This is a genomic window from Dickeya oryzae (genome assembly GCF_009372235.1).
GTDB classification, from domain to species: domain Bacteria; phylum Pseudomonadota; class Gammaproteobacteria; order Enterobacterales; family Enterobacteriaceae; genus Dickeya; species Dickeya oryzae.
Map to the genome: position 1 here is coordinate 77,806 of NZ_ML762925.1, position 24,478 is coordinate 102,283.

Here is a 24,478-nt window from a genome sequence, read left to right on the forward strand (position 1 = left end):
CACCCCTTAATTGCCGTTGACGATGTTGATAACGTTGGATGCCGGAGTCATCAGTGATGACACAACATCATCCAACTGGTCTTCAGGTACGCCGTCCGGCCAGCGTGAAGCCATCAGGCGGAAGTGCTCGGCTGTCCACTTTTGTCCGCGTTCAGTAAAGCGTTCTCGCAGAATTTTGGCGGCTTCAACGTGGGTCAGTGGGCGTTGCTCAATACGCGGCCCGCGTACCTCTGATGCCTGGCCACGACGCGGCATAAATGTCGGTAGCGTGGCGTCGTCGATGTGTTTATACGGGTCAAGTTTTCCGCCGAACGGCAGCGCCTTCGCCTTGCGTGCTGCTGCCGCGTCGGTAGCGTTATCTGTACCTGTCACCAACTGTTCCAGCTCCTTGGCTGCGGTCTGGGCGGGCGTGTCAGACTGGGCTTTGTAGCGCTCGCCGATAACGGCAGCGGAATCAGCGAAACCGAATTCGTTCTTGGTGACTTCATCAACCAGGAAAAACGTTTCATGGCCATCTGCGCCAGTCAGCACCACCTGAGCAGCGTCAGTGCGCCACGGGTTGCGGGTGATCAACAATTTTTCGCCAACCATTACGCCGGGCACGGTAGACACGTCGTATTCAATGCCCCGGAATGAAACGCGAAGTTTTGGCGTGACTTTGCGCTCTTCCGGCGTTGCCACGGCAAGCTCCCGGCAGACTTCGACGGATGGTGCTTTGACCAGTTGCTCTGCGGTGATTTTTAGCCAGACGTCGGTGCGGGTTCTGTTGTGCCTGCTGTGCTCCACCGTGGCGTTAAAGTGTGCACGCCACTTTGCTGCCAGTTCGTTCAACTCTTCCAGGCTGTGTACTGGCTGGAACTTCAGGCCCGGCTCAAGCTTGCGCTCGATAATGTCACGCGCCTTCTCAACACTGCCTGTCGAGCGGGCCGCATGGGCTTTGTGCGCTATTAGTTCAATGCCCAACGCCCGGCACAAATTTTTGGTCATCCCAGCGGTGTTGGCCGAGCCGGGGTCGAGGTAGAGGATTTTCGGTACGCCGTGCAGCACATCGGCCCCGCCACGCTCCTGCATGGCGTTAATCAGCACAGAACACAGGTTCTCGCCAGATTCAGCGCCCATCACATACTCGACGTAGATCCAGCCGCTGGTGTGGTCGGCTATTTCGTAGCTCCAAACCCGGTCACTGGCGATGCGTGCCAGATTTGCGGGTTTGTTCTTGTAGAACCTGGCGCTATCCATCACTTGCAACCCTTTACTGCCGTTGCTGAGGTAGTACAGCGTGCAGAGCGAGGCGTCGATTTGCCATACGTGGTTGGGATGGAGGCTGGCCAGCTCCGTGACCGGTGCTGGCTGGCTTAACTGATCAGGGTGCAGTCCATAATTGCGCAGTGCACGGCTGATGGCGGTTTCGGACAACGGGAGAAATTCACCGGTGGATTCATCCAGGCGGCCTGCCGTAATCATGCCGTTGGCCCGCAGGGCTTCAACGGCATCCGCGATGGAATAAAGCCGCTTGCCGTTTTTACGTGTGGCTTCCCTCAGCGTAGTGGATATCACGGCGGCATCGTCACGCGTCAGCGTGCTTTGCCCGGCATCAGTGCGCTTTTTGCGTTTATCCGTCACTGTGACCTCCTTCAGCTTGCGTAACAACGTGGCGCGGGACATGCCCAGTTCCACACAGGCAGCGTCATAAATAGCGCCACGTCCACCGTGCCCCGCCTCGCGGGCGGCGCGGGCGATGGCGACCAATCTTTCGGTCAGGGCAGCACTCATTTATGCGTCCTCGCCATTCATCCAGTCCGGTTTTTGTATCTGCGGTTCGGGTTCATCAAGAAAGGCAGGTCTGTCAGTACCTGTCGGCAAATCGTGCAGGTCAAACGTTTCCCGCAGAGAGCGCACCTGCATTTCCAGCTCGCAGAGCAACCCAGACATAAAGTTTTTGGGGACATCAATAAAGTTTTCAGCGCAATAAGCGACCAGCGTTTCAAACGCATTGGCCAGTCGAACGGTAATCGCCGATTCGGCATCGGTAGCAACGCCTGCAACCTCGGTACGCAGGCGCTTGACTTCCTCGTCAGGCTTGGGGGGCTGTAGACGGGATTTCTTTTCCAGCTTTGTTGACAGTGTGTCAATTTTCTCGTTTTTATCGGCCAGCACGCGCTGCTGTGCAGCGTTGGTTTCACGGGCTTCGCGCAGAGCGGCTTTTAGTTCCCGGCTGGTCATGCGGTCGATATCGTCGAGAGTCATACCTGCAACAGTGCCACCATCTGCTAATGCCGCTAGTTCCTCGTCATCTTCTAACATCAGCTCATACAGTTTTGTCTTCCCCAAATGCGAAAGCGCTTTCGCATTTGATGCCAGAGCGGGAGAAAGAAACTTTAGTGAGGCTTGCATCATTTTTTGAGCGATACGAGGCGCAATGCCTAAGCTATCCTCAACGATTTCGATAAAATCACCGTGGGGTTCATTTTCTTTGAGAATAACCAAACGTTTACCAGCTTCCAGCATGGCTTCAGCTGATTGCGCCATATAAAAACGCGCTTCGTGAACGATGCGATCACGTTCATACGGCAACCCATCACCAAATTGCTGCATCACCTGCATCCGGTGTTCGGTCATTGCATTCAGTTTTACATTCAGTTCGCCCGATAACGGAGCATCTTCCACTAATTGAGACGGTTCTTGTTTTGTACGTGCCATCGTTCTTGATCCTTATTAGCGGCTGCCAGCGAGAAGGCGCTGGTTCATTTCGTTGATTCTGTCCTGCGCACGCGCCACTTCGCTGGCGTGCGCGTGGGCTATTTGCAGTGTCTGCATGGAGAGGGCAAAACGTCCGTTGTCCAGTTTTTGCGCTAACCCTTCCTCGATCAGCGTATTCAGTGCGCGGTTAATATTGGCTGGCGAGTCGTCTAACGCAGCGGCTAACTCGCTGTTTGACAGCCCTGTGAGGGTGTGGCCCTTGAGAGCTTTAAACACCTTGAGAATGCGGGTGCCAGCGCTGGAAACGTTCAGTTTGCTCATACATTCCCCTTTTTCTAATATGTGATAATCTGTTTCCTATAATGAAAGGTTGGTCAGGCGGCGGGCTTTAGGCCGAGCTTGACGGCAATCTCGTGTGACTTGCCGTAGCGGGCTTTTACGAAGCCGTTGAGAACGCGGTATACAGCTTCGCGTGAATAGCCGTTTTCTGCGGCCCACGCGGTGACTGTGATGCCGTGTTGCTGAAAGCGTTGTTTCACCTGTTCGGGCGTCATGTTATGGCCTCCGATTGTGCAATGATTGTTGATTGATATGTGTTAGATTATGCGACCGATTGGGTACATAGTCAAGGGACCGAATGGGTATCATGGATAATTTAGAGCTTGCTTCGATTGGTGTGCGAATTCGTCAAGTGCGTGGAAATCTTTCTCAGACTGAGTTTGCATCAAGACTAGGCATTGAACGAAAAAGTGTTTCTCGCTACGAGGCTGGTGATCGCGCACCAGATGCGTTAGTCATTCTTCGTCTACTAAGAGAATTTGGTGTGGATCCCACATGGTTGTTAATTGGCGATGGGGATGGCCCAGAACTGACGTCTGATGAACAAGAGATGTTGGGTTATTTCCGCAATGCCCCACTCGCAGTCAAAGCAGCAGCGTTGGCAGCATTGCAGGCTGGAGTGTCGTCGCACACACCTAATGGGCAGGTATTTAATGGCGATATTACTGGTCAAGTTGCTGGTAACCAGATAATCAATAATGGCGTGATAAAAAATAAAAAAAATCGTTAAGCACAGAGGGATTAGATGCATCAGGAGTTTAATGGAACTGCTAGCGGGCAATTTTCTGCCAGGGATATTATCAATATTCATCATCCGAATGAGCCTGTGGCCGAAGATGAACAGTTACTGCCAGCCCAGCGCCAGCGTTTACACCAGCTATTAGATGAAATTAGCGCTATCAGTGGTGAGGCTAAAAAAGACCTCTGGCGAGCCGTTCACGCTCATATTGATGTGCGTAGCGTTCACTTCATCACAACCCAAAAATTCCATAAAGCCGAGATATATTTAGAGAAGCGCTTGGCAGATGCAAAACTGGCTCGTGAGTGTAAGCGCTTAGTTGCGGAGATTTTGCGGTTAACCGCAGCAAACAAAAGTGCGGAGCGTGATCGGTTCTGCCTGCGCACGTTCGGCACCAAAATGTTGAACGATTTATCACGCGAGCAGTTACAGGCTGTATTTAATTTTTTCGATAATGAGCCAGCATCACGTTCACGCGAGTCTGAATTGAAGAAAAATGCTCATTGGCAGGATATCGTCATTGCATACCCCAAATTATTTCTGGTCTTTTTTTTAGCAGGTTTCGTGGTGTCTTTCGTTTTCAGATAAGGATTTCAGAATGAAAAAAGCGTTAGTAATACCTTTGCTATTGTTGCTCAATGGGTGTGGTGATGATTCTAAGACTGTCTCAAAACCTCCAGTCGCACAAACAGAGTCAACAACCTTTAGAGTAAAAACTGACGATGTCACTATAAATAAACTGTTACCAATCATCAGAAAAAAACTCCCAGGGCTGGATAAGTATGCTGACCAGTTTCGAGACATTCAGGTTGAGCAAAATTACTGGCTCACAATAACATTCCAAATCCCACCGGACGCCAAAATACCCAATGAATATCTTTCTCAAAGAAATAAATGTTTTATAGAAATAAATAAAGAAGGCTCTGCAATCAAAGTGCCAAAAGTTGCTTGTAAGTCAGTTGCATTCGACCAGAAGATAACTGATCTGGATAGTGATTATTGGTTCTATTTTAATCCTGATGATTTGACGTATGAACCCTATGACTTTGCGACCCTTACAACAGATAAGCGTATTGCCGTAGCCAATGATTATCTGAAGCGTCTTGATGATGCAGTACAAACTGTTGAGCAGAAAAAAAACTGGAACCGATATGATTTCCCTAACTATAGCCGATGGTTTGGGCAGCTAGCGCGGGAGGGGGAGTTATACGGAAGTGAAATGTTCGCACCGTACTTGTCGTGCCGAATGGCTGGATCAATCGCAGATTTATGGTGGCATAATCAGATTGACTCTATTCAGGATTTAACATCCAATGACCCGAATAGGGCATATCCCGCCTTGCAGCGCATCCAGAAGAATTATGACGACTATCAGAATTACGCCATGCAATGCAAACGTGATATAAAGTCAGCGCCGCCTAAACCTAAAAAAACTGTGACTCTGCCACCCACCCCAGATAATAAGCCGCCACGTCCTGGCTGCCTGGCTGTATTCAAGCCAGATAATACAACGGAGTGGACATGCCCAGCGAAATAGCGGTTATCCTAATGCCCTTTAAAATCCCCACGTAACACAATCCGTCATGCTGTCTCCACTACATAAAAGGAGACAGCTATGAACCTCAAAAAATTCCGCATCAAACGTCTGGAACGTCTTTTCGGCTGGCAGATTACCGCCGTTCTGCTGCTTGCTGTGATTGCGCTTGTTTCACCGCAACAGCTCCCCGTTGTTATCTACAAAATCGCCCTGATTACGCTGGCTGCTGTGCTCGGTTACTGGCTTGACCGCTCGCTGTTTCCCAAAGCGGCCCTCGGCCAGTACCTGAAGCATGAGCCGTCTTTGATGGATATCGGCCTTTATCCGGTCAAGACCGGCTATCACATGGTGTTTGCCGCTGCGCTGATTCGACGTGCGATCATCGTTGCGGCGGTGTGTCTCGCTGTGGCAATGGGGCTGTAATATGGGCTGGCCGCAAATTACCGTCATCATCCTGTTTGCCATCGGGTTGGGTGTTGAACTGGCGAAGCATGGCAAACCACGCACCGGGGAACATAGTTTCTGGTGGTCGTTGTTTGGCAATGTGATCACCATCTCGCTGCTCTGGTGTGGTGGCTTTTTCAGTCAGGCCCATGCCGCCCAGCCGCCCGCTGCAGCACAGCAATACCGCAACGACGTGATACGTAATGCCCGCCTCGGCTGGGGTCTGAATGCCCCTATCGCAGATTTCGCCGCCCAGTTGCATCAGGAATCTGGCTGGAACCCGCGAGCGGTGTCGCCAGTTGGCGCTCGCGGCCTGGCACAGTTTATGCCGTCAACATCGGAGTGGATCAGCAATGCTATTCCCGCTCTGGCAGCTAATCAGCCGTTTAACCCCGCCTGGGCCATTCGCGCATTAACCAGTTATGACCGCTGGCTGTGGCAGCGCATCAATGCTGCCAACAGTTGCGAGCAAATGGCCATGACGCTATCGGGTTACAACGGCGGGCTGGGCTGGGTACAGCGCGACAAGAAACTTGCCGCACAACGCGGGCTGGATAGCCAGCGGTGGTTCAGCCATGTTGCTACTGTCAACGCCGGGCGGCATGACGCCGCCTGGCGGGAGAACCGCAATTATCCGCAGCGCATCCTGCTAGAACTTGCTCCGCGCTATCTCACCTGGGGAGGGCGTAGCTGTGTCTGACATCCTGAAAAAACTGCCGTGGAAAACGTTGCTGGTCATTGCCGCTGTGGCGTTCGCGCTCAGGCTTCTGTACCTGCAAGGCTATAAACAAGGGAGCACCACCGCATCAGCCGATGCTGAAAAGGTGCTGGCGGCGCAGAAATCAGCGTCAGACGCTGTGCTGGCGAGCCTGCAAGCGGACTACGCTCAGCACGAAGCCCAGCGTGTCGAGCAGGAAAAAAACGCGTTACTGGCGTGGCAGCAACGCTACCAGCAGCAGGTGCAGACTGCGAATGACGCCGAACTGGAATACCTCACTACCACGGCGACGCTGCGTGCGCAGAACGCTGACCTAAAACGGAGAATTAACGATGTTACTGAACGCTGGATTGACGAACGCGGCCAGAGCCATGCTCAGCGGTGCGTGTTTACTGCTGGCTTCGTGCAGCAATACAACGCCGCCTTTGGTCTCGACGCTGGAACAAGAATTGCCGCCCCTACCGGCGGGTCTGGCGACCCGACCACAACCGCTGGCTCCGTTGACGCCCGGTTACGCGACTCAGGCGTCACCCAGCGCGACGTCCTCGCCCACAGTACAGACGCAGGCGAGCGCTATCAGCAATTAGTGGCGCAGATTAACGGCCTGCTGGATTACATCGACGGGCTGAAAAACAGGAAGAAACAATGAAAATTGAAGTGGAATTCTGGACGCTGGTCAGCCTGATGATTGCGTTCATGGGCTTTGTCTTCACGGTAGCCAGGATGTTTTTCGCCCAGATGGAAAAGCGACAGGCCGAGCGCTTCACAGCCTTTGAGTCAACGCTCAGGGAATCAGCAGGCAACCTGAACAGCCTGGAGCGCGACTTAATGGCATTAAAAGCGGAGATGCCGCTGAATTATGTCCGCAGAGAAGACTATGTGCGCGGCCAGACGGTCATCGAAGCCAAGCTGGATGCGCTGTACAACAAATTAGAGGCGGTGCAAATGTACCGTAACGGGGGATTAAATGGTTGATATCGCTCGCGTGCGACGTGAATCGATGCGCTGGAGTTTGCTGGTTGCACTCAACAAAACCCGGCCTTACACGGCCAGCGAAACGCTGTTGCTGGATATCGCTCGCGCTATTTATGCCGACACCACGGCGCTGGAACTACGCAGGGAGCTGGATTACCTGTCAGACCGCAAGATGGTCGATTTGACCAAGCGCCCCAGTGGTGACTGGTTTGCAGACCTGACCCGTCTGGGTGTGGATATCGTCGAGTACACCGTGGAATGCGGGCCGGGTATCGCCCGCCCGGAAAAATACTGGAGTGAGTGATGGCCAGACGCAGCACTATCGACAAACTGCCGGATGATGCACGCCGCTGGCTTGAGCGTGCGCTGACCGAATCGGGCTTCAGCGGTTATGCCGAACTGGAAAGCCTGCTGCGTGAGCAGGGTTACGTTATCAGCAAGTCGGCTATCCACCGTTATGGCCAGAAAATCGAGCGTCGTTTTGCGGCAATTCGTTCAGCAACGGAAGCCGCCCGGATGCTGACTGAGGGCGCAGCGGATGATCAGGATGCGCGTTCGGAAGCGGTGATAGCGCTGATACAGACCGAGCTGTTCGAGAGCATCGTCCAGTTGCAGGAAGCTGAAGAGGGAGAGATTGATCATAAGGAGCGTGTCGCTCTCTTGTCGAAAGTTGCAAAAAACGTGGCCACACTTTCGCGTGCCTCCGTCAACCTCAAAAAGTACCAGGCTGATATTCGGCGTGAAGCCCGCGAAGAATTACTGCGTGAACAGGCTGCCGCGCTGGATAAAGCGGCGAAAGCTCAGGGGTTGGGTGAAGAGCAAGTTCGATTCTGGCGTGAGAAGGTTCTGGGCATACGATGAAAGAACTCAGTAGCACATTACGAATCGTTGAATGGGAAGATCTGCCACCACGAGCCAGAGATATTCCCGAAAGTTTCAATCCTATGACAGATGGTGTCTTGATGGCCCATCAGGTGAGTGTATTGAAAATTCGGAAGTCTATCCTGGCTGTACCAAAAGGTCGTCGTACCGGGATAACGTTCTCATTTGGTTTTGATGCCGTTCTGACGTCTGCGGCCAGAAAGAACAGCGGTGGTATGGATGTATATTACATTGGCGATACCAAAGAAAAAGGTTTGGAGTTCATTGGCTATTGCGCGAAATTTTCCCGCGTCATTGCCGAACAGCAAGCTGATTCTGTCTCAAAAATCGAAGAGTTTCTGTTTGAAGATCAGGATGACGAGGGAAATACCCGCCGTATAACCGCTTACCGAATCCGGTATGCTTCCGGTTTTCAGGTTGTCGCACTTTCATCCCGACCCGCTAACATTCGTGGTTTGCAGGGTATGGTCATCATTGATGAGGCTGCATTCCATCAGGATGTCCAGGGTGTGCTGGACGCCGCTACCGCTTTGTTGATCTGGGGAGGGCGTATCGTTGTTATCTCTTCACACAACGGGCGCTCCAATCCGTTCAATACATTCGTAACTGACATTGAGCAAGGGCTTTATGGGGATGACGCAGCGGTCTATACCGTGACGTTTGATGATGCTGTTGCGAACGGTCTGTTTGAGCGTGTGTGTTTCATGAAGGGGGAAGAACCCACTCTCGAAGCGAAATCGGCGTGGTACAGCCGAATCCGTAACGCCTATGGCCCCAGAAAAGCAGCTATGCGCGAGGAGCTGGATGCAATACCTCGTGACGGAAACGGTATTTGTATTCCTGGTATTTGGATTGAAGCGGCCATGCCTCCTGGTGATGATCGGGTAGTGCTACGCCTGACTCTGGATGATGACTTTTCTACTAAGTCTCGTCAGGAGCGTGAAGCCTTCGCAACAGACTGGATTACTCGTTACCTGGAGCCAGTTATTGCCAGACTTGATCCGACTCTGCGCTATGCCGTAGGTGAAGACTTTGCCCGCCACCGTGATTTTTCATCCGTCGTATTGTTGGCAGTGATGCCCAATTTGTACCGACGGGTTCCACTCATCATTGAAATGCATAAAGTTCCCACACGACAACAGGAACAAATTCTTTGGTATTTACTGCGCGCATTGCAACGATTTACGGGAGCAATGGATGCAACTGGGCCTGGCCAAACGCTGGCTGAATATACTGCCGATGAATTTGGCACAAATCGTATCGCCCAGATTAACCTCAACCGTTCCTGGTATGGGACATGGATGCCAAAGCTGATTCAAGCATTTGAGGATGGTGTGATCACAGTACCCGCTGACGACAACGTGAAGCAGGATTTGCATAGCATCGAAGATATTGACGGCATCCCGATGGTTTCCCCAGTTCGTAAAGAAGATTTAAAAGACCCTGAGTTATATCGTCATGGCGATACGGCTATTGCTCTGGTTTTAGCATGGTATGCCTCTGTCGCAATGAATGCTGGCCCGGTCACCGTCAATTCACGCCGCCGCCGTTCGTCCACCCGATTACTGGAGAATTACTGATGGCACGAGGCATCTGGGTGTCCCCCACTGAATTTGTCAATTTTGCCGAGCCGAGCCAGTCGCTGACAGCGCAGATTGCCGGGCGTGAGCGGTCAATGGATTTCGCTGCCTTCGGCATGTATCTGCCGAACCCTGACCCAATCCTGAAGGCGCAAGGGCGTGATATCAAAATCTATCGTGAACTGCGCACCGACCCGCTGGTCGGCGGCTGTATTCGTCGCAGAAAGGCGGCGGTGAAAGCGCTAGAGCGTGGGCTGGAGCGCGGCACAGCACCGGTGCGGGTATTTAATTTTGTGCGCGATATGCTGGCTGATTTGGATGTCTCGCGCATCATCGGCGAGATGACTGACGCTGTGCTCTACGGCTACCAGCCGTGCGAATTGATGTGGCAACGCAGTGCGAAAGCCTGGTCGGTGTCTGATGTGGTTGGCAAGCCGCCGGAATGGTTCATGTTCGATTCATCCAACCAGTTACGTTTCCGGGCACGGGATGCGGGGCTGAACGGTGAAGCCGTACCGCAGTACAAATTCCTGCTGCCCCGGCAGGACGCCAGCTATGACAACCCCTACGGTTTCCCTGACATGAGCATGTGTTTCTGGCCTGTTGCTTTCAAGAAAGGCGGCTGGAAGTTTTGGGTGCGGTTTGCTGAGAAATATGGTTCGCCCTGGGTCATCGGCAAACATCCACGAGGCACCGCCCAGAGTGAAATCAACACCCTGCTGGATTCACTGGAAGCGATGATTGAAGACGCGGTGGCTGCAATACCGGATGATTCGTCAGTGGACATCAAAGAAGCGGCGGGCAAATCTGATTCCAGCGAGATTTTCCAGAACCTGATCCGGGAATCACGCAGTGAAATTGCGATGGCGCTGCTGGGGCAGAACCAGACTACAGAAGCCAGTAGCAATAAAGCCAGCGCCCAGGCCGGACTGGAAGTGACGGCGGATATACGCGACGGTGATGCCGATATCGTGACGGGTGCTATCAACCAGATGATCCGCTGGGTGGTTGAGCTGAATTTCGGCAACGTTGACAGCCCGGTTTACCAGTTGTGGGAGCAGGAATCCGTTGATGATGTGCTCGCCACGCGAGACGAGAAACTGAGCCGTGCCGGGGCAAAATTCACTCCTCAATACTGGAAACGGCAATACCAGCTTCAGGACGGCGACATCGACGAGACGCCTGCTGCCGGGGTGGCCGGGGCACTCCCCCCCGAATTTGCCGAAGCCGTGGCCGCTGACCTGAGCGCACAGGATACGCTGGATGAAGCACTGGATATTTTGATGAACGGGGGCAAGCTGACTGCGACGCTGGAGCCGGTGCTGGCTCCGCTGTTTGAGCGGGTTCATGCGGGCGCTCGTCCGGTTGATTTGCTCGGTGAACTGACAGAGTTGTATCCGCAAATGGGCAGTGATGACCTGCAAGAGCGCCTGGCGCGTATCCTGTTCGTGGCAAACCTCTGGGGGCGTCTGCATGAGCGCAACAGCGGCTGACCTGGCGTACTGCATGACCCTGCCGCCGAAGCGTGCCATGCAGTATCTGCGTAAAAAAGGGTTTGCGATTAGCTGGGACTGGGAAGAAGTCTGGCAGGAGGCCCACGCAAGGGCGTTCACCGTGGCCAAAGTCACCCGGCTTGATATCCTTGAAGATATCCGCGCCGCCTTACAACAGGCACTGGACGAGGGCAAGACCGGCCACTGGTTCCGCAAGGAGCTGGAGCCTGTTTTGCAGCGCAAAGGCTGGTGGGGGCCGCGAGACACGACCGACCCGGTGACGGGTGAGCCGGTCACTATTCAGCAGGGTAGCCCGTGGCGGCTCGATACCATCTTCCGTACCAATATGTCTGTGCTCTACAGTGCGGGCCGCTGGGCCGAGCAGATGGAAAACGTCGATGACCGTCCGTTCTGGATGTATACCGGCATCAACGACAGTCATACCCGCAAAAGCCACCTGCAACTACACGGCAAAGTATTTAGGTTCGATGACCCGTTCTGGCAGGCGTTCTATCCGCCGAACGGGTGGCGGTGCCGCTGTTCGGTGATTGCGCTGAGTCGTGATGATATCCGGGCGCGTGGCCTGAAGGTTATTGAGTCTGCCAACATGATGGGCTGGTCGTTGAAACTGGTCAGCGAAAAAACCGGTGAAATGCAGCAGGTCGCTACGTTCAAAAGCGGTGGTCATGAGGTGTCAACGGATGTGGGCTGGTCATATGCGCCGGGTGCGGCGTACCGGCCTGACCTGGCGCGGTATCGTGGCCCGTTGTCAGGGCTGGCAAAACAGGAGTTAACACAATGAGTACTGTCTCTGTCACTATCAATGACCGCGAGCTGCGGCGCGGGTTGCGTGCGCTGGAGATAGCGGCAACCGACATGACCCCGGCGATGCGTAAAATTGCAGGCACGTTGCAGACGGAAACTGCACTGAATTTTGGCGATGAGGGGCGGCCGAAGTGGCTGGTGTCACTGGCCGCAGAAGACCGCAGTGGTCAGACGCTGAGAGAAACGGGCAGGCTGGCTGCGTCAGTATCGACAGACTATGATTCCAGTCATGCGACTATCGGCACCAATGTTGTCTATGCCGCTATCCATCAGTTTGGCGGCAAGACTGGCCGTAATGAGTCGGTCGCGTTACCTGCCCGCCCGTACCTGCCGATTGATGCCGACGGTGAGCTGCAACCTGAGACAGTCCGCTCGGTTCTCGATACGATACAGCGGCACCTTGAATCAGCGGCTCACGGTTGATTTTTCGCATTGCCGGTACGCAGATGTGCTGCGTGCTGGCAATACGGGCTGAAAATCCTTTATAAAGCCTTTACAGGCTGGCTTTCTGCCCACCTCTCACCGCGCCATGCGGTAGTGTTTTCTAAACGCCATTAAAATCCGTTTTTCTCACCATCGATGACACTGACCCTGTTTAACGAAAACAGGACGGTGTTATGTCTTTACACATCTTCAAATCCGGCACCCATACCGACATGCACGGCACGACATTGCCGTTTACACCTGCTGATTTGGCTGCATGTGCGGCGGCCTATGACCCGGCGGTGCATGAAGCGCCGATCGTGGTGGGCCATCCGAAAACGGATGACCCCGCCTATGGCTGGGTTGCGTCACTGTCAGCAACGGGCAGTGACCTGCTTGCCGAACCGGCGCAGGTTGACCCCCAGTTCGCTGAGCTGGTCACCGCCGGACGCTATAAAAAAATCTCCGCGTCGTTCTATCTCCCGGACAGCCCGAACAACCCGAAACCGGGCGTGCTGTATTTGCGTCACGTCGGGTTTCTCGGCGCACAGCCGCCGTCCATCAAAGGGCTACGCTCTGCGGCGTTTGGTGAGCAGGAAACCGGCGTTGTTGAGTTCGCTGACTGGGGGCTGATGACCAGTGCCAGCCTGTTCAGCCGTTTGCGCGATTTCATCATCAGCAAGTTCGGTCTGGAAGACGCAGATGCTGTGTTGCCGCCGTGGCAACTGGATGCCCTGCGCGATGAAGCCAACCGTGACGACGCGAAAGTCCCCCCTGCGGTGTTTAGCGAACCGCCACATTTACCATCAAACGAGGATTCGACAGTGACAGAAGACGAAATTAAAGCGATGCAGGCAGAGAACGCCCGGCTGAAAGCCGACGCGGAAGCACGGGCGAAAGCGGATGCGCAGCGTCGTCAGGAAACCGTTCACACCAGCAATGCGACCTTTGCAGAAACCCTGGTGGCGAACGGCACACTGGCACCGGCTGCACAGTCGGTGGTTGTCGCGCTGCTGGATGCGGTTTCAACGGGTGACAAGCCGATGGAGTTCTCCGAAGGCGACGTGACCCGACCGCTGGCGACAGCGTTCAAAGACCTGCTGAGTGGCGCTACGCCTGTTCTGCTGTTTGGTGAGAGCGCAACTAAGGTGCGTGTGCAAGACAACAATGCCGTACCTGTCGAAGCCGAGTTTGCCGAAGCCGACCCGGCACGGCTGGCTCTGCACAACAAAGCTAAGGCACTCGCTAAAGCTGAAGGCATCAGTTATGAAGCCGCAGTCTCACGCTGCCTGTAATTAAGGAAATGATATGTCTGACTATTTGAGAGGCAAACGCATCGTTGACCCGGTGTTGACATCAATCGCACGCGGGTATCGCAACGCTGCCTTTATTGGCGAAAACCTGTTTCCGGTCGTTCTGGCCGAGAAAGAAGGCATTATCGTGCCGCTTTTTGGTAAAGGGGCGTTCGTCGAGTACGACACCGAGCGTGCCATCGGTGCGGAAAGCAATGTGCTGCTGCGCGAGAAATCCAGCTCGATGGATATCGTGCTGAACGAGCACGACCTGGCGGCACCGGTTGATTACCGTGAACAGGCGGAATCGCTGTTCAACGAAGAAACGAAAGCCGCCCGTCGGGCGACGAACGGTATCGACTTAAAGCGCGAGCTGTATGCGGCACGCCTGGCGCAAGACCCGAAAATCTACCTCGACAAGTCAAAGAAATCACTCGCGGCAGCGGAGCGATGGGCGGGTGGTAAGGGCCAGCCCGTCACGTTGATCGAAGAGGGCATTGAGGCGGTCAGAAACGCGATGGGCGTGCGTCCAAATGTGATGACACTCGGCGCAAGCGTCATGGCTGCGCTGCGCTATCACCCCGCTATCCAGGCACAGATCGAGGCCAATGAACGTAAACGCATCACCGAGCAGATCCTGGCAGATATTTTCAATATCGAGAAAGTGCTGGTCGGCGGCGCTGTCAGTTCCCCGGCTGTCGGGAAAGACCAGTCTGACATCTGGGGTGACTCACTGATGCTGCATTACGTCGCACCGGTTACCGCCGGGGCTGAAAGTGCGGACGAGAATGAACCCTCGTTCGGCTACACCTTCCGCCGCCGTGGTATGCCGGTTGTCGATAAATACCCCGGCGCGGGCGGCAAAGTGAATTACTGCCGGTATACCGATATCTACAAAGTCGCCGTGGTCGGCGGCGACGCCGGGTATCTGCTTACCAACATCCTGAAATAACGGGGGCATCATGAGTGCAACACAGCAACCTATTCTGGCCACCACCATCGTGGCCTCCGCCGCGCTGACCGCACAGCGTTTTGTCGGGGCAGATAATGCCCCGTGTGCTGCCGGTGCTATTGCACTCGGTGTGGCTGAGGTGGACGGTGATGCAGATACGGCAATACCGGTCAATGTGCTGGGGATTATTGCCGTTGAAGCGGGGGCGGCTATCGCACGCGGCCAGGCTGTCCAGTCCGACGCCAGCGCCCGTGCCATCCCACAAGTCGCTGCTGCCGGTGAAACGCCTGCCGGTGTATCGAACGGCATCGCACTGGATGCGGCGACCGCCGAGGGTGACATCATCCGTATCCTGCGCGGGGTGTGACATGTACTGCACCCTGACGGATTTGATTGAGCAAGTCCCGGAACAGACGCTGATTCAGTTGACCAATGACGAGATGGCTACTGGCTCCATGTACGGTGAAACGTTGCCAGTGAATACCGCAGTCATTGACAGTGCTATCCGCTATGCCGATGAGCTGATCGACGCCCATCTGCGCGGGCGTTTCACCCTGCCGCTGGTCGAAGTCCCAACAGTGCTGCGCGACATAGCTGTGACGCTGACGCGCTACCGGCTGTATGCCCGGCGGGCGGAAGGTGCTATGCCTGACCTGGTGAAAGATGATTACAAAACGGCACTGAAACAGCTTGAGCAGATACGTGATGCAAAGTTGACGCTCGGGTTGCAGTCAACCGGCACCGATGCACCAGAGCGTGGGGAATTCAGGGTGCGTGGGCGTCAGCCCACGTTTGGCGGGCGCAACGGCTCACTGGATAAATTCTGATGGACGTTTCACCGATTGTGGATGCCGTGGTATCCCGGCTGCGCGAAAAACTGCCCACATTGCACATTGAGTATTTCCCGGAAAAACCGGCGGACTACCGGCTTAACCATCCTACCGGGGCGGTTCTTGTGAGCTACGCCGGTTCCAGGTTCGGCAAGCCGGAAGATATCGGTGCGATGTTGCAAGCACAGACAGTGACGTTTAACGCCACTGTGGTGTTCCGCCAGTTGAATGGTCGCCAGGGCGCAGTAGCCGTGCTCGATGTATTACGGCGTGTGCTATGCGGTTACAAGCCGCCGGGTTGCAACCGTAAAATCTGGCTGGTGCGGGATGTGTTTATCGGCAACGTCGCGGGGTTGTGGCAGTACGCACTCGATTTTGCGACCGAAGCCGTACTGATTGAAGACACCGATCTCCCTGACGGGCCGTTACTGGCGGGGATTGAAACAGAGGAACAGGACGAATGAAAAACTATCGCTACACCGGCCCGGCGTCAGGCGTCACGCTGGCCGACGGTACGGAAGTGCTGCTGTGGCCCGGCAAAGACGTCTCGCTGCCGCAGGATAACGACTATGTGAAAACGCTGGTCGCATTGCAGCACCTGACACCGATTGATGACCAACCTGTCGCACTGGCTAAAAACCGGCAGGCAGACAAGACAAAAGACGAGGTGAACAGTGGCAGCTAACTATCTGCACGGCGTGGAAACTACCGAAGTTGAAACCGGCGCTCGCGTCGTCAAAGCCGTAAAATCCGCCGTGATTGGGCTGATTGGCACTGCACCACTGGGACCGGTCAATACCGTCACGCTGTGCACGTCTGATACCGCTGCCGCGAAATTCGGCAGTCAGTTGACAGGGTTCACGATACCCCAGGCGCTGGATGCCATTTACGACCACGCAGCAGGCACGGTGTTAGTTATCAACGTGCTCGACCCGGCAGTGCATAAAACGCATGTTGATAATGAACAAGTCACATTCGACAGCAGCGGCTCGGCAACGCTTACTAATCCTGTTGTGGCCAGTCTTGTGCTGAAGAAAGACGCCGGTTCTGCACCGTATGTACTCGATACGGATTACACGCTGGATCAACAGACGGGCGTCATTACACGGTTGAATAAAGCCATCGACACGGCGCTGGCCAGTTACGACTATGCCGACCCGACGAAAGTGACCGCCGCTGACATCATCGGTGCAGTCAATGCAGCGGGAAATCGTACCGGTATGAAGCTGTTGCACGATACCTATAACCAGTTCGGTTTCTTCGCCAAAATTCTGCTGGCACCTGTTTACTGCACACAGAACAGTATCCGCGTCGAGCTGCAAGCACTGGCAGAGAAACTGGGGGCGATGGCATATGTGGATGCGCCGATTGGCACGACCTATGAGCAGGCGATCTCTGGTCGCGGCCCCGCTGGCACCATCAATTTCAACACCGGTTCTGCGCGGGTCAGACTGTTTTATCCGCACGTCAAAGTGTACGACGCGGCATCTAACAGCGAACGGCTGGAGCCACTGAGCCAGCGTGCTGCCGGGTTACGCGCCAAGGTTGACCTGGAAAAAGGCTTTTGGTGGTCATCGTCGAATCAGGAGATCCTGGGCATTACCGGCGTTGAGCGACAATTGTCAGCGATGATTGATGACCCGAGCTGTGAAGTGAACCTGCTGAACGAGCAAGGTATCACGACAGTATTCAATTCCTATGGTACAGGGTTGCGCCTGTGGGGGAACCGGTCGGCAGCCTGGCCAACCGTCACGCACATGAAGAACTTTGAGAACGTGCGCCGGACGGCAGATGTGATCAACGAGTCGATTCGGTATTTCAGTCTGCAATATATCGACATGCCAATCACACAGGCGCTTATCGACGCGCTGACCGAATCGGTAAACGCCTATGGCCGTAAGCTGATTGGTGACGGCGCATTGCTGGGATTCAAATGCTGGTATGACTCGACCCGCAACGAGGAAACCGAGCTGTCAGCCGGGCATCTGTTACTCAGCTATAAGTTCACACCGCCGCCCCCGCTCGAACGCCTGACGTTCGAGACGGAGATCACCTCTGAATACCTGGCAAACCTGACATCCGGGAGTGACAGCTAATGGCCAAAATAGAAGTTAACCGCATTACTAATGCGAACATCTACCTGAACGGCACGAACCTACTAGGCCGCGCCGAAGAAGTGAAATTGCCTGACGTCACCATGACCATGCAAGAGCACAAGGCGCTGGGGATGGTGGGCAAAGTCGAGCTGCCGTCCGGGTTCGACAAGCTGGAGGGTGAAATCAAGTGGAACAGCTTCTATCGTGACGCGATGCTGTCCGCTGCCAATCCGTACAGTTCGTTATCGTTACAGTGCCGCTCTAGCGTTGAGCGTTACAGTAGCCAGGGGCGCATTGATGAAGTGGCGCTGGTCACCTATCTGACCATCATGTTTAAGAAGAACCCGCTGGGGACGTTCAAACAGCATGAGAATGCGGAATTCAGCAGCAGCTTTACGTGTACCTACATTAAGCAGGTATTGGACGGTGAAGAATTGCTGGAGCTGGATTACCTGGCGAATATCTTCAGGGTCGGCGGCGTTGATCAACTGACTGATTACCGCATAAATATTGGCGGTTAAATAGTTAATAAATCCCTTTAATATCCGCTCCATCCCTCTCACGCAATACTGCTCCTGAACCCCATTCAGGAGCAGATCATGACCGACGTATCAACCGATAAAACCGACATTTTCACACTGTCCGTTCCCTATACCACCGCTGCCGGTGCCACCATTGAGACCATTACGTTACAGCGTCTCAAGGTTAAAGACCTGAAAGCCATTCGCAGCATCAGCAAAAAATCTGATGACTGGGATGATTTGCTGCTGACTCGTTCTGCCGGTCTGGTGCCGGAAGATCTGGACTCTATGGACCTGGGTGATTACCTGGCGCTTCAAAAACGATTTCAGAAAATTATTGGGGTGGCTGCACCATCCGAAAGTGATGATGGACGCACTGGGGATGCTGGCGAGATGGTGGCGGTGGCAGCCGAGTGAGCTGGACGCGCTGCCGATAGACGAACTGGAAACCTGGCTGGATATCGCCAGTGAGCAAATCAGACGTGAGAACGGCGACGATTAAAACGGCTGACCAGTGCGCCGACACCGGCAAACACAACAGCTAATAACATGATGGCGGGTTGCAGGATAAATGTGGCCAACACCAGGGCAAACGTTAATAACACCGCACCCCCGCCAATCATCAACACCCAGACCAGCGGATCATTGCTGGTGTTGACTGCGTAGATGGTCAGCTTCACCAGCAGATAGGCATACACGCTGCCAATCGCTGTGACCAGCACCCCCTTCAATAGCGTCAGCGCGTTTTCCATATCTGTAATCCCGTATCAACTGAATAAATGGAGTGTAGACGGTGGCTACCGAGTTCTCAATAGGCGTCATTATTGGCGGGGCGATATCCGGTGCGTTTCGTTCTGCGATGTCTGGTACACGGCGCACGCTGGATTCACTCGGCGATGTCTCGCGTCAGTTGACAGAGCGGCAGAACACGCTGACCCGCGCTGTTGAGCGTTATGGTCAGGTTGGTTCACGCAGTGCTCAACGACTGAACACTGATTTACAGCGTGTCGGCAGGACGCTGGAACAACTGCAACAACAGCAAAAACGGTTGCAGTCGGCGGCGGCAATGAGCGACTCGGCAAAAGCAAACAGGATGGCGCTATACGGCCAGGGCGTCGAAACCTATGCGATGGCCAGAACTGCCGCATCGCCGGTAATGGATGCAGTGACAAAGTACGCCAGCTTTGAGTCTGGGCTACGTGATATCTCTGTGACTGGCGATCTATCTCGTGACCAAGAAGCGAAAATAGGCCATGTCCTGCGCAAATCAGCAAAAGAGGCAAATCAGCTTCAGGAAACGCTGATGGAAGGAATGAATACGCTGGTTGCGGCAGGGATGGAACCAGTCAAAGCATCAGGCTTCATGAATCTGTTGGGGAAAACCGCAACAGCATCAAAAGCCAACATCAACGATCTGGCAAAAATGAGCCTGGCGTTTGAGTCGCTAAAAATATCTGGCGATGCCGAAATGAAAGAAGCGTTCAACCGCGCTGTATTTGGTGCGAAATCTGGACGGTTTGAACTGAAAGATTTGGCGCAGTATTTACCAGAAATGGCCACCGCATTTGCGGCAAAAGGGATATACGGTCAAGAAGCTGTCTCACAAATTATTGCATCGCTCGAAGTCGGTCGCGAAGGCGCTGGCACAGAAGGCGAAGCGGCGACAAACATGCGAAACTGGCTTGCCGCAATGAACCGCAGCGATACGATTTCAAAATACGCGAAAGCCGGGGTCGATTACCAAAAATCCATGCAGAGCTATGTCGCACAGGGCTTCTCGCAATATGAAGCATCACTGATGATTGCCGACAGATTTGTAAAAGGAAAAGGCGATGCATTTCTGAAACAGTGGGAAAAAGCGGGTAAACAAGGTGACAAAGACGGCCAGCAAAAATTAATGGAGTCTTTCGGTTTAGCCGAAATATTCACTGATATTCAAACCGTGAACCATTTATTAGCAATGCGGCAACGGTGGGATGATTATCAGAAAACAAAAGCTGGGATGAGTAGTAAAGAGGCTCAAGGCTCAATAGATAAAGATTTTGACTCGCAAAACGACACATTAGAAGCGCAATGGCGTCGCAGCAAAATCGCAACCAATGATTCAGCCATTGGGTTGGGTGAGTCATTACGCCCGGCCCTAATTTCAGTCAGTTCTGCCATTACTCCCTTAATGGATCAATTAGGTCAGTGGATATCTCAAAACCCGGTGTTAGTGAAAAATATCGTCCTCGGAGCGGCAGGATTACTGGCGTTTAAAGCGGGTTTGATTGGTGCCAGGTTGGGGCTAAATCTGCTGCTATCCCCGATTGTCAACACATATAAAGGCGTTATGTTGCTGCACTCAAAATGGACGCTGTTGCGGCTGGCGTTCAGCGCCGGTGGCCGCGCTCGCCAGTGGATCAGCATGTTCGGCAATCTGGCAAAATCTGCCATGAATCTGGGCCGGATTTTAGGCAGCACATTATTACGCGGTATTACATTAGTCGGGCGGGCGGTACTAATTATGGGCCGGGCGCTGTTAATGAATCCCATCGGATTATTAATAACCGGCATCGCGATTGCGGCGTATCTCATTTACCGCTACTGGCAGCCGATCAGCAATTGGTTTAAACAACGCTGGGCGGATATTACAACGGCGTTTTCAGGTGGCATTGGTGGTGTTACGCGGCTAATTCTCGACTGGTCGCCCCTCGGCTTGTTTTACAAGGTTTTTGCCGGGGTGATGAAGTATTTCGGTGTTGATATGCCGGGTCGGTTTAGTGAGTTCGGTGGCAATATCATCAGTGGGCTGGTTAATGGCATCCGTAATAAATGGGAGGAGGCAAAAGCCAGCGTCGGCGAACTGGGCGATAACATCAAAGGCTGGTTTGCTGAAAAACTCGGTATCCATTCGCCCAGCCGGGTGTTTATCGGGTTCGGTGACAACATCGCGCAAGGCGCAGCGATTGGCATCAGTCGCAGTACCCCGCTTGCCGCTGCTGCCGGGCAACGGCTTGCAACAGAACTAACGCCAGACATGCCCAAACTTCCTGCCGCTGCCCAGTCTTTTGACCCGGCTAATTTGCGCCGGGGCAATAATGCGGCGTCAGGTACTGCATCTGCGCCCGGTATTCAGGTGTCATTCTCGCCAACCATTAATATCAACGGCCAGCCGCAAAATGGCGGTTCGCCCGATATCGCCAGGGCGCTAAATCTGTCACTCAACGAGCTGGAGAAGATGTTACAGCGCATCGTTGCCGAGCAACAACGCCGGGGGTATGCCTGATGTTTGCTGTGTTAGGTGATATTGAGTTTGAGCTGATTACGTATTGGGACGGGTTTGAAGCCCAGTTCGGCGTTGATTATGCCGAACATGCCTTAATCATGGGCAAACCCCGTTTGCAGTTCATCGGTGAGAAACTGGACGAAATCAGCATCAGCCTGGTGTTTAACTGGTTGTACTGCACGCCTGAAACTGAGCTTGCGCGGCTGCGTAATCTGATGCGCACCCATAAAGCCCAGGCTTTAGTCTTTGGTAATGGCGACTATCGCGGCTGGTTTGTGGTGACTGACGTTCGTGCGACCAGTGAGCAGACCGACCGTTCCGGCAATGTGCTGGCTCTGAACGCGCAAGTGACACTGCGTGAGTACGTCGGCGACCCGAAAAAGCCGCTCACGGCCCCCGCTATCGTGCAAACAGTGCCGAATACAAAAGCGGTGGCAAAGTCCACTGCCGCCGCCCCCAGTGGCATGGCATCAATGGTTCGCTCTGCTGTGGGCTATGCGCGTAATGCGCAGTCAGCGTTACAGACAGCAACCAGCACAGTTAGGTTGGTGCAAAAGATGGCGACCAATCCAACGGTTGCATTAGCTCGCGTGCCGGGGCTGATGACGCAACTGGGCGGCGTGGCGACGCCACTCTCTAACTCCATTCCCGCTTTGTCGTCAGTCACCAGCGCGTTCCCCGATGCCACACGCGCCGTCCGTTCGTCAAGCCAGGCGCTGTCATTCGTCAACAATGCACGCTCGTCACTGATGGGCGTCGGCAGCGGGAACATCGCGGCAACGATGAGTGAAGTGAGTACGCAACTCGGGTCAGCGACCAGCATGATGAATACATCATCACCGACTATTAGCAGGATGACTGCGGCCATTGCCACCCGGAGGGTTTAAGGATGTTTATCGAACACATCACAAAAGCCGGTGAGCGCTGGGACAGCATCGCTTACACCTATTACGGTGACGCGCTGGGTTATGACCGGATTATTGCCGCCAACCCGCATGTTGCTATAACGCCAGTATTGCCGTCGGGCATCGTTCTGGCCATCCCTGTCATTGAGCAGGCAGACGTCAACAATGTGGAGGATACGCCGCCGTGGCTACGCTAACGACTACAACGACGACACAGCAGCAACAGCAATCCGATACCGCCCGTGATGTGCTGATACCGATGTTTACCCTGGTGTACCTGAAAAAGAACATCACTAACGATATCGCCCCTTACGTGCTGCGCGTGACATATACAGACAACATCAAAAGCGAGTCGGACACGATAGAGGTCGAGCTGGAGGACGTAGACGGGAAATGGGAAAACCAGTGGTATCCGGGCAAAGGTGACACGATAAGCCTGAAGATGGGCTACATCGGCGAGAAACTGTTGGATTGCGGCACGTTTTCAATCGACGAGATTGAAAGCCGTGGCCCGCCGTCTACTGTCTCTATAAAGGGTGTTGCGACGTCGGTAAATACGGCGTTGCGCACCAAATCAAACCGTGGTTTTGAGAACACCACGCTCGGCGCGATTGCCAGCCGCATCGCTAAAAAGCACAAGCTGAAACTGGTCGGCAGCATTGAACCCATCAAGTTAGACCGTGTAACGCAGAACGCCGAAACAGACGTCGCGTTCCTCAAGCGACTCGGCAAAGAGTACGGCTACGCAGTCAAAGTGACAGCGACGCAGATTATTTTCTCGCACCTTGACACGCTGCGTGGGTTGCCGAGCGTTGCGACGCTGGCAAAGACTGATATCGCCAGCTATTCGCTGCGTGACACTATCAACCAGGTATATAAGTCAGCAAAACTCAAGCACCAGAAAACAGGCGATAAAAAACTGGTGGTGTATGAAGCCGATGGCGGTGTATCTCAAAGCACAAAGACGGCCAAGACCGCAAAAACGCACGCCGACACCACCAGTGCCGACACGCTGAAAGTGAATGGCCGGGCGAGTAATCAGGATACGGCTGAACGTAAAGCGACTGCGGCGCTGAATTCGCATAATGAATACCAGGAACAGGGGCAAATCACAGTGATGGGGGCCGTTAAGCTGGTCGCTGGCAATAAGGTCACGCTCGCTGGTTTCGGCAAGTTCTCCGGTGACTGGCTGTTGAATGCAGTGCGCCATACGCTGACGCGCAGCAACGGTTACGTGTCAGAAATGGAAATTGCACGCGGGCCGATCACTAAAGGGACGAAGAAGAAAAAGACCACAACGCTGACCGTGTATCACCCGGATGGCACGACGTCCACAACCGTCAAGGAGAAGAAGAAATGATGCGCACCGGTACAGTCAGCGCGGTTGACCCTGCGACATGCCGCGCCCGAGTCCGTCTGCCGGAGCTGGATAACATGCGTACAGGCTGGCTGGATGTGGTGCAGCGTAATACACGAAACAATAAAGACTACTGGCTCCCTGACGTGGGCGAGCAAGTCAAAGTGCTGCTGGATGAACATGGCGAAGACGGCGTCATTCTCGGCGCGGTCTATTCCAGCGTCGATACGCCGCCTGCAAATAACCCGGATGTGCGTGGCGTGACGCATGGCGACGGCGGTGCTTTCTACTATGACAGGCAGACGCACACGCTGACGATTAACGGCGGCATTGAGCATATCGTGATTGAGTGTGCCGCTGATGTGACGGTCAGAACACAGAAAGTCACCCTTGATGCACCCGAAACAGAAGTGACTGGTAATGTTCTGGTGAAAGGGAAGCTGACATATCAGGGCGGGCTGGCCGGTTCCGGCGGCAGCGGTGCTGCGGCGGTGATCCAGGGGAACGTCAGCGTAGACGGCAATATCAATGCGACCGGCAGCGTAATGGATACCAGTGGCAACTCAAACCACCACTCTCATTAAAGTCGTTTAATATCCGGC

33 protein-coding genes are annotated in these 24,478 nt (G+C 54.1%); 28 read left to right on the forward strand and 5 right to left on the reverse strand.

Annotated features, from left to right (window positions below):
* Positions 1-6: 6 nt before the first annotated feature.
* Genes FAZ14_RS11690 through FAZ14_RS11705 form a run of 4 tightly spaced genes read right to left on the reverse strand, consistent with a single transcriptional unit; the run spans position 7 to position 3,254 of the window.
* On the reverse strand, positions 7-1,773 hold the full coding sequence (locus FAZ14_RS11690) for a DDE-type integrase/transposase/recombinase (protein WP_016941486.1): 1,767 nt from the start codon (positions 1,771-1,773) through the stop codon (positions 7-9).
* A complete protein-coding gene (locus FAZ14_RS11695; protein WP_153508585.1) occupies positions 1,774-2,700 on the reverse strand; it encodes a DUF3102 domain-containing protein in 927 nt (308 codons plus the stop codon). It lies immediately after the preceding gene.
* A gap of 15 nt (positions 2,701-2,715) precedes the next feature.
* On the reverse strand, positions 2,716-3,021 hold the full coding sequence (locus FAZ14_RS11700) for a helix-turn-helix domain-containing protein (RefSeq protein ID WP_016941488.1): 306 nt from the start codon (positions 3,019-3,021) through the stop codon (positions 2,716-2,718).
* Positions 3,022-3,074: 53 nt separating this feature from the next.
* Positions 3,075-3,254, reverse strand: a complete 180-nt coding sequence (locus FAZ14_RS11705) for a DNA-binding protein (RefSeq protein WP_016941489.1) — start codon at positions 3,252-3,254, stop codon at positions 3,075-3,077.
* Between the two features lie 83 nt (positions 3,255-3,337).
* Between FAZ14_RS11705 and FAZ14_RS11710 the strand changes: the two genes are divergently transcribed.
* From FAZ14_RS11710 to FAZ14_RS20210, 23 genes are all read left to right on the forward strand, one after another.
* Positions 3,338-3,769, forward strand: a complete 432-nt coding sequence (locus FAZ14_RS11710) for a helix-turn-helix domain-containing protein (RefSeq protein ID WP_016941490.1) — start codon at positions 3,338-3,340, stop codon at positions 3,767-3,769.
* 15 nt (positions 3,770-3,784) lie between these two features.
* On the forward strand, positions 3,785-4,366 hold the full coding sequence (locus FAZ14_RS11715) for a hypothetical protein (RefSeq protein ID WP_016941491.1): 582 nt from the start codon (positions 3,785-3,787) through the stop codon (positions 4,364-4,366).
* A 10-nt stretch (positions 4,367-4,376) separates the two neighbouring features.
* Positions 4,377-5,315, forward strand: a complete 939-nt coding sequence (locus tag FAZ14_RS11720; protein ID WP_153508586.1) for a hypothetical protein — start codon at positions 4,377-4,379, stop codon at positions 5,313-5,315.
* A 78-nt stretch (positions 5,316-5,393) separates the two neighbouring features.
* Complete coding sequence (locus tag FAZ14_RS11725) at positions 5,394-5,738, forward strand: putative holin (protein WP_016941493.1); 345 nt, start codon at positions 5,394-5,396, stop codon at positions 5,736-5,738.
* Between the two features lies 1 nt (position 5,739).
* On the forward strand, positions 5,740-6,459 hold the full coding sequence (locus tag FAZ14_RS11730) for a transglycosylase SLT domain-containing protein (protein ID WP_016941494.1): 720 nt from the start codon (positions 5,740-5,742) through the stop codon (positions 6,457-6,459).
* The gene (locus tag FAZ14_RS11735) at positions 6,452-7,126 is read left to right on the forward strand and encodes a hypothetical protein (RefSeq protein ID WP_016941495.1); all 675 of its coding nucleotides are present in this window, start codon (positions 6,452-6,454) and stop codon (positions 7,124-7,126) included. The genes FAZ14_RS11730 and FAZ14_RS11735 overlap by 8 nt, the downstream gene beginning before the upstream one ends.
* The gene (locus FAZ14_RS11740; RefSeq protein WP_016941496.1) at positions 7,123-7,452 is read left to right on the forward strand and encodes a hypothetical protein; all 330 of its coding nucleotides are present in this window, start codon (positions 7,123-7,125) and stop codon (positions 7,450-7,452) included. Before FAZ14_RS11735 ends, FAZ14_RS11740 begins: the two co-directional genes overlap by 4 nt.
* Positions 7,445-7,756, forward strand: a complete 312-nt coding sequence (locus tag FAZ14_RS11745; RefSeq protein WP_016941497.1) for a hypothetical protein — start codon at positions 7,445-7,447, stop codon at positions 7,754-7,756. The genes FAZ14_RS11740 and FAZ14_RS11745 overlap by 8 nt, the downstream gene beginning before the upstream one ends.
* Positions 7,756-8,313, forward strand: a complete 558-nt coding sequence (locus FAZ14_RS11750) for a DUF3486 family protein (RefSeq protein WP_016941498.1) — start codon at positions 7,756-7,758, stop codon at positions 8,311-8,313. The genes FAZ14_RS11745 and FAZ14_RS11750 overlap by 1 nt, the downstream gene beginning before the upstream one ends.
* Positions 8,310-9,914: a hypothetical protein gene (locus FAZ14_RS11755; RefSeq protein ID WP_153508587.1), complete on the forward strand. Its 1,605-nt coding sequence runs from the start codon at positions 8,310-8,312 to the stop codon at positions 9,912-9,914. The genes FAZ14_RS11750 and FAZ14_RS11755 overlap by 4 nt, the downstream gene beginning before the upstream one ends.
* Entirely contained in the window at positions 9,914-11,407 is a 1,494-nt protein-coding gene (locus FAZ14_RS11760; protein WP_153508588.1) for a DUF935 domain-containing protein, read from the forward strand. The genes FAZ14_RS11755 and FAZ14_RS11760 overlap by 1 nt, the downstream gene beginning before the upstream one ends.
* Positions 11,388-12,209: a phage head morphogenesis protein gene (locus FAZ14_RS11765; RefSeq protein ID WP_016941501.1), complete on the forward strand. Its 822-nt coding sequence runs from the start codon at positions 11,388-11,390 to the stop codon at positions 12,207-12,209. The genes FAZ14_RS11760 and FAZ14_RS11765 overlap by 20 nt, the downstream gene beginning before the upstream one ends.
* Positions 12,206-12,655, forward strand: a complete 450-nt coding sequence (locus tag FAZ14_RS11770; protein WP_016941502.1) for a phage virion morphogenesis protein — start codon at positions 12,206-12,208, stop codon at positions 12,653-12,655. Before FAZ14_RS11765 ends, FAZ14_RS11770 begins: the two co-directional genes overlap by 4 nt.
* A gap of 194 nt (positions 12,656-12,849) precedes the next feature.
* Entirely contained in the window at positions 12,850-13,950 is a 1,101-nt protein-coding gene (locus FAZ14_RS11775) for a hypothetical protein (protein WP_016941503.1), read from the forward strand.
* A 13-nt stretch (positions 13,951-13,963) separates the two neighbouring features.
* Entirely contained in the window at positions 13,964-14,899 is a 936-nt protein-coding gene (locus FAZ14_RS11780; RefSeq protein ID WP_153508589.1) for a major capsid protein, read from the forward strand.
* A 10-nt stretch (positions 14,900-14,909) separates the two neighbouring features.
* Positions 14,910-15,266: a capsid cement protein gene (locus FAZ14_RS11785; RefSeq protein WP_016941505.1), complete on the forward strand. Its 357-nt coding sequence runs from the start codon at positions 14,910-14,912 to the stop codon at positions 15,264-15,266.
* A gap of 1 nt (position 15,267) precedes the next feature.
* Positions 15,268-15,726 carry a gp436 family protein gene (locus FAZ14_RS11790; RefSeq protein ID WP_016941506.1) on the forward strand — a complete coding sequence of 153 codons (459 nt, stop codon included), beginning with the start codon at positions 15,268-15,270 and terminating at the stop codon, positions 15,724-15,726.
* A complete protein-coding gene (locus FAZ14_RS11795) occupies positions 15,726-16,193 on the forward strand; it encodes a Gp37 family protein (protein ID WP_016941507.1) in 468 nt (155 codons plus the stop codon). Before FAZ14_RS11790 ends, FAZ14_RS11795 begins: the two co-directional genes overlap by 1 nt.
* Positions 16,190-16,414, forward strand: a complete 225-nt coding sequence (locus FAZ14_RS11800) for a hypothetical protein (protein WP_016941508.1) — start codon at positions 16,190-16,192, stop codon at positions 16,412-16,414. The genes FAZ14_RS11795 and FAZ14_RS11800 overlap by 4 nt, the downstream gene beginning before the upstream one ends.
* The gene (locus tag FAZ14_RS11805; RefSeq protein ID WP_016941509.1) at positions 16,404-17,825 is read left to right on the forward strand and encodes a phage tail sheath subtilisin-like domain-containing protein; all 1,422 of its coding nucleotides are present in this window, start codon (positions 16,404-16,406) and stop codon (positions 17,823-17,825) included. Before FAZ14_RS11800 ends, FAZ14_RS11805 begins: the two co-directional genes overlap by 11 nt.
* A complete protein-coding gene (locus FAZ14_RS11810; RefSeq protein ID WP_016941510.1) occupies positions 17,825-18,346 on the forward strand; it encodes a phage major tail tube protein in 522 nt (173 codons plus the stop codon). Before FAZ14_RS11805 ends, FAZ14_RS11810 begins: the two co-directional genes overlap by 1 nt.
* 78 nt (positions 18,347-18,424) lie before the next feature.
* A complete protein-coding gene (locus tag FAZ14_RS11815) occupies positions 18,425-18,763 on the forward strand; it encodes a phage tail assembly protein (protein ID WP_016941511.1) in 339 nt (112 codons plus the stop codon).
* Complete coding sequence (locus FAZ14_RS20210) at positions 18,729-18,848, forward strand: GpE family phage tail protein (protein WP_420890250.1); 120 nt, start codon at positions 18,729-18,731, stop codon at positions 18,846-18,848. Before FAZ14_RS11815 ends, FAZ14_RS20210 begins: the two co-directional genes overlap by 35 nt.
* Here the strand turns inward: FAZ14_RS20210 and FAZ14_RS11820 are convergent.
* Positions 18,823-19,098, reverse strand: coding sequence for a hypothetical protein (locus tag FAZ14_RS11820; RefSeq protein ID WP_016941512.1), 276 nt, complete (start codon positions 19,096-19,098; stop codon positions 18,823-18,825). The genes FAZ14_RS20210 and FAZ14_RS11820 overlap by 26 nt on opposite strands.
* 41 nt (positions 19,099-19,139) lie before the next feature.
* Between FAZ14_RS11820 and FAZ14_RS11825 the strand changes: the two genes are divergently transcribed.
* From FAZ14_RS11825 to FAZ14_RS11845, 5 genes are all read left to right on the forward strand, one after another.
* The gene (locus FAZ14_RS11825) at positions 19,140-21,614 is read left to right on the forward strand and encodes a phage tail tape measure protein (RefSeq protein ID WP_016941513.1); all 2,475 of its coding nucleotides are present in this window, start codon (positions 19,140-19,142) and stop codon (positions 21,612-21,614) included.
* Positions 21,614-22,501 (forward strand): phage tail protein, encoded by an 888-nt coding sequence (locus FAZ14_RS11830; RefSeq protein WP_153508590.1) that lies wholly within the window; start codon positions 21,614-21,616, stop codon positions 22,499-22,501. The genes FAZ14_RS11825 and FAZ14_RS11830 overlap by 1 nt, the downstream gene beginning before the upstream one ends.
* Positions 22,502-22,503: 2 nt before the next feature.
* Complete coding sequence (locus tag FAZ14_RS11835) at positions 22,504-22,716, forward strand: tail protein X (RefSeq protein WP_016941515.1); 213 nt, start codon at positions 22,504-22,506, stop codon at positions 22,714-22,716.
* Positions 22,717-22,778: 62 nt separating this feature from the next.
* A complete protein-coding gene (locus FAZ14_RS11840) occupies positions 22,779-23,879 on the forward strand; it encodes a phage late control D family protein (RefSeq protein ID WP_080578341.1) in 1,101 nt (366 codons plus the stop codon).
* Positions 23,876-24,460: a phage baseplate assembly protein V gene (locus FAZ14_RS11845; RefSeq protein ID WP_016941517.1), complete on the forward strand. Its 585-nt coding sequence runs from the start codon at positions 23,876-23,878 to the stop codon at positions 24,458-24,460. The genes FAZ14_RS11840 and FAZ14_RS11845 overlap by 4 nt, the downstream gene beginning before the upstream one ends.
* The last annotated feature ends 18 nt before the right edge of the window (positions 24,461-24,478 follow it).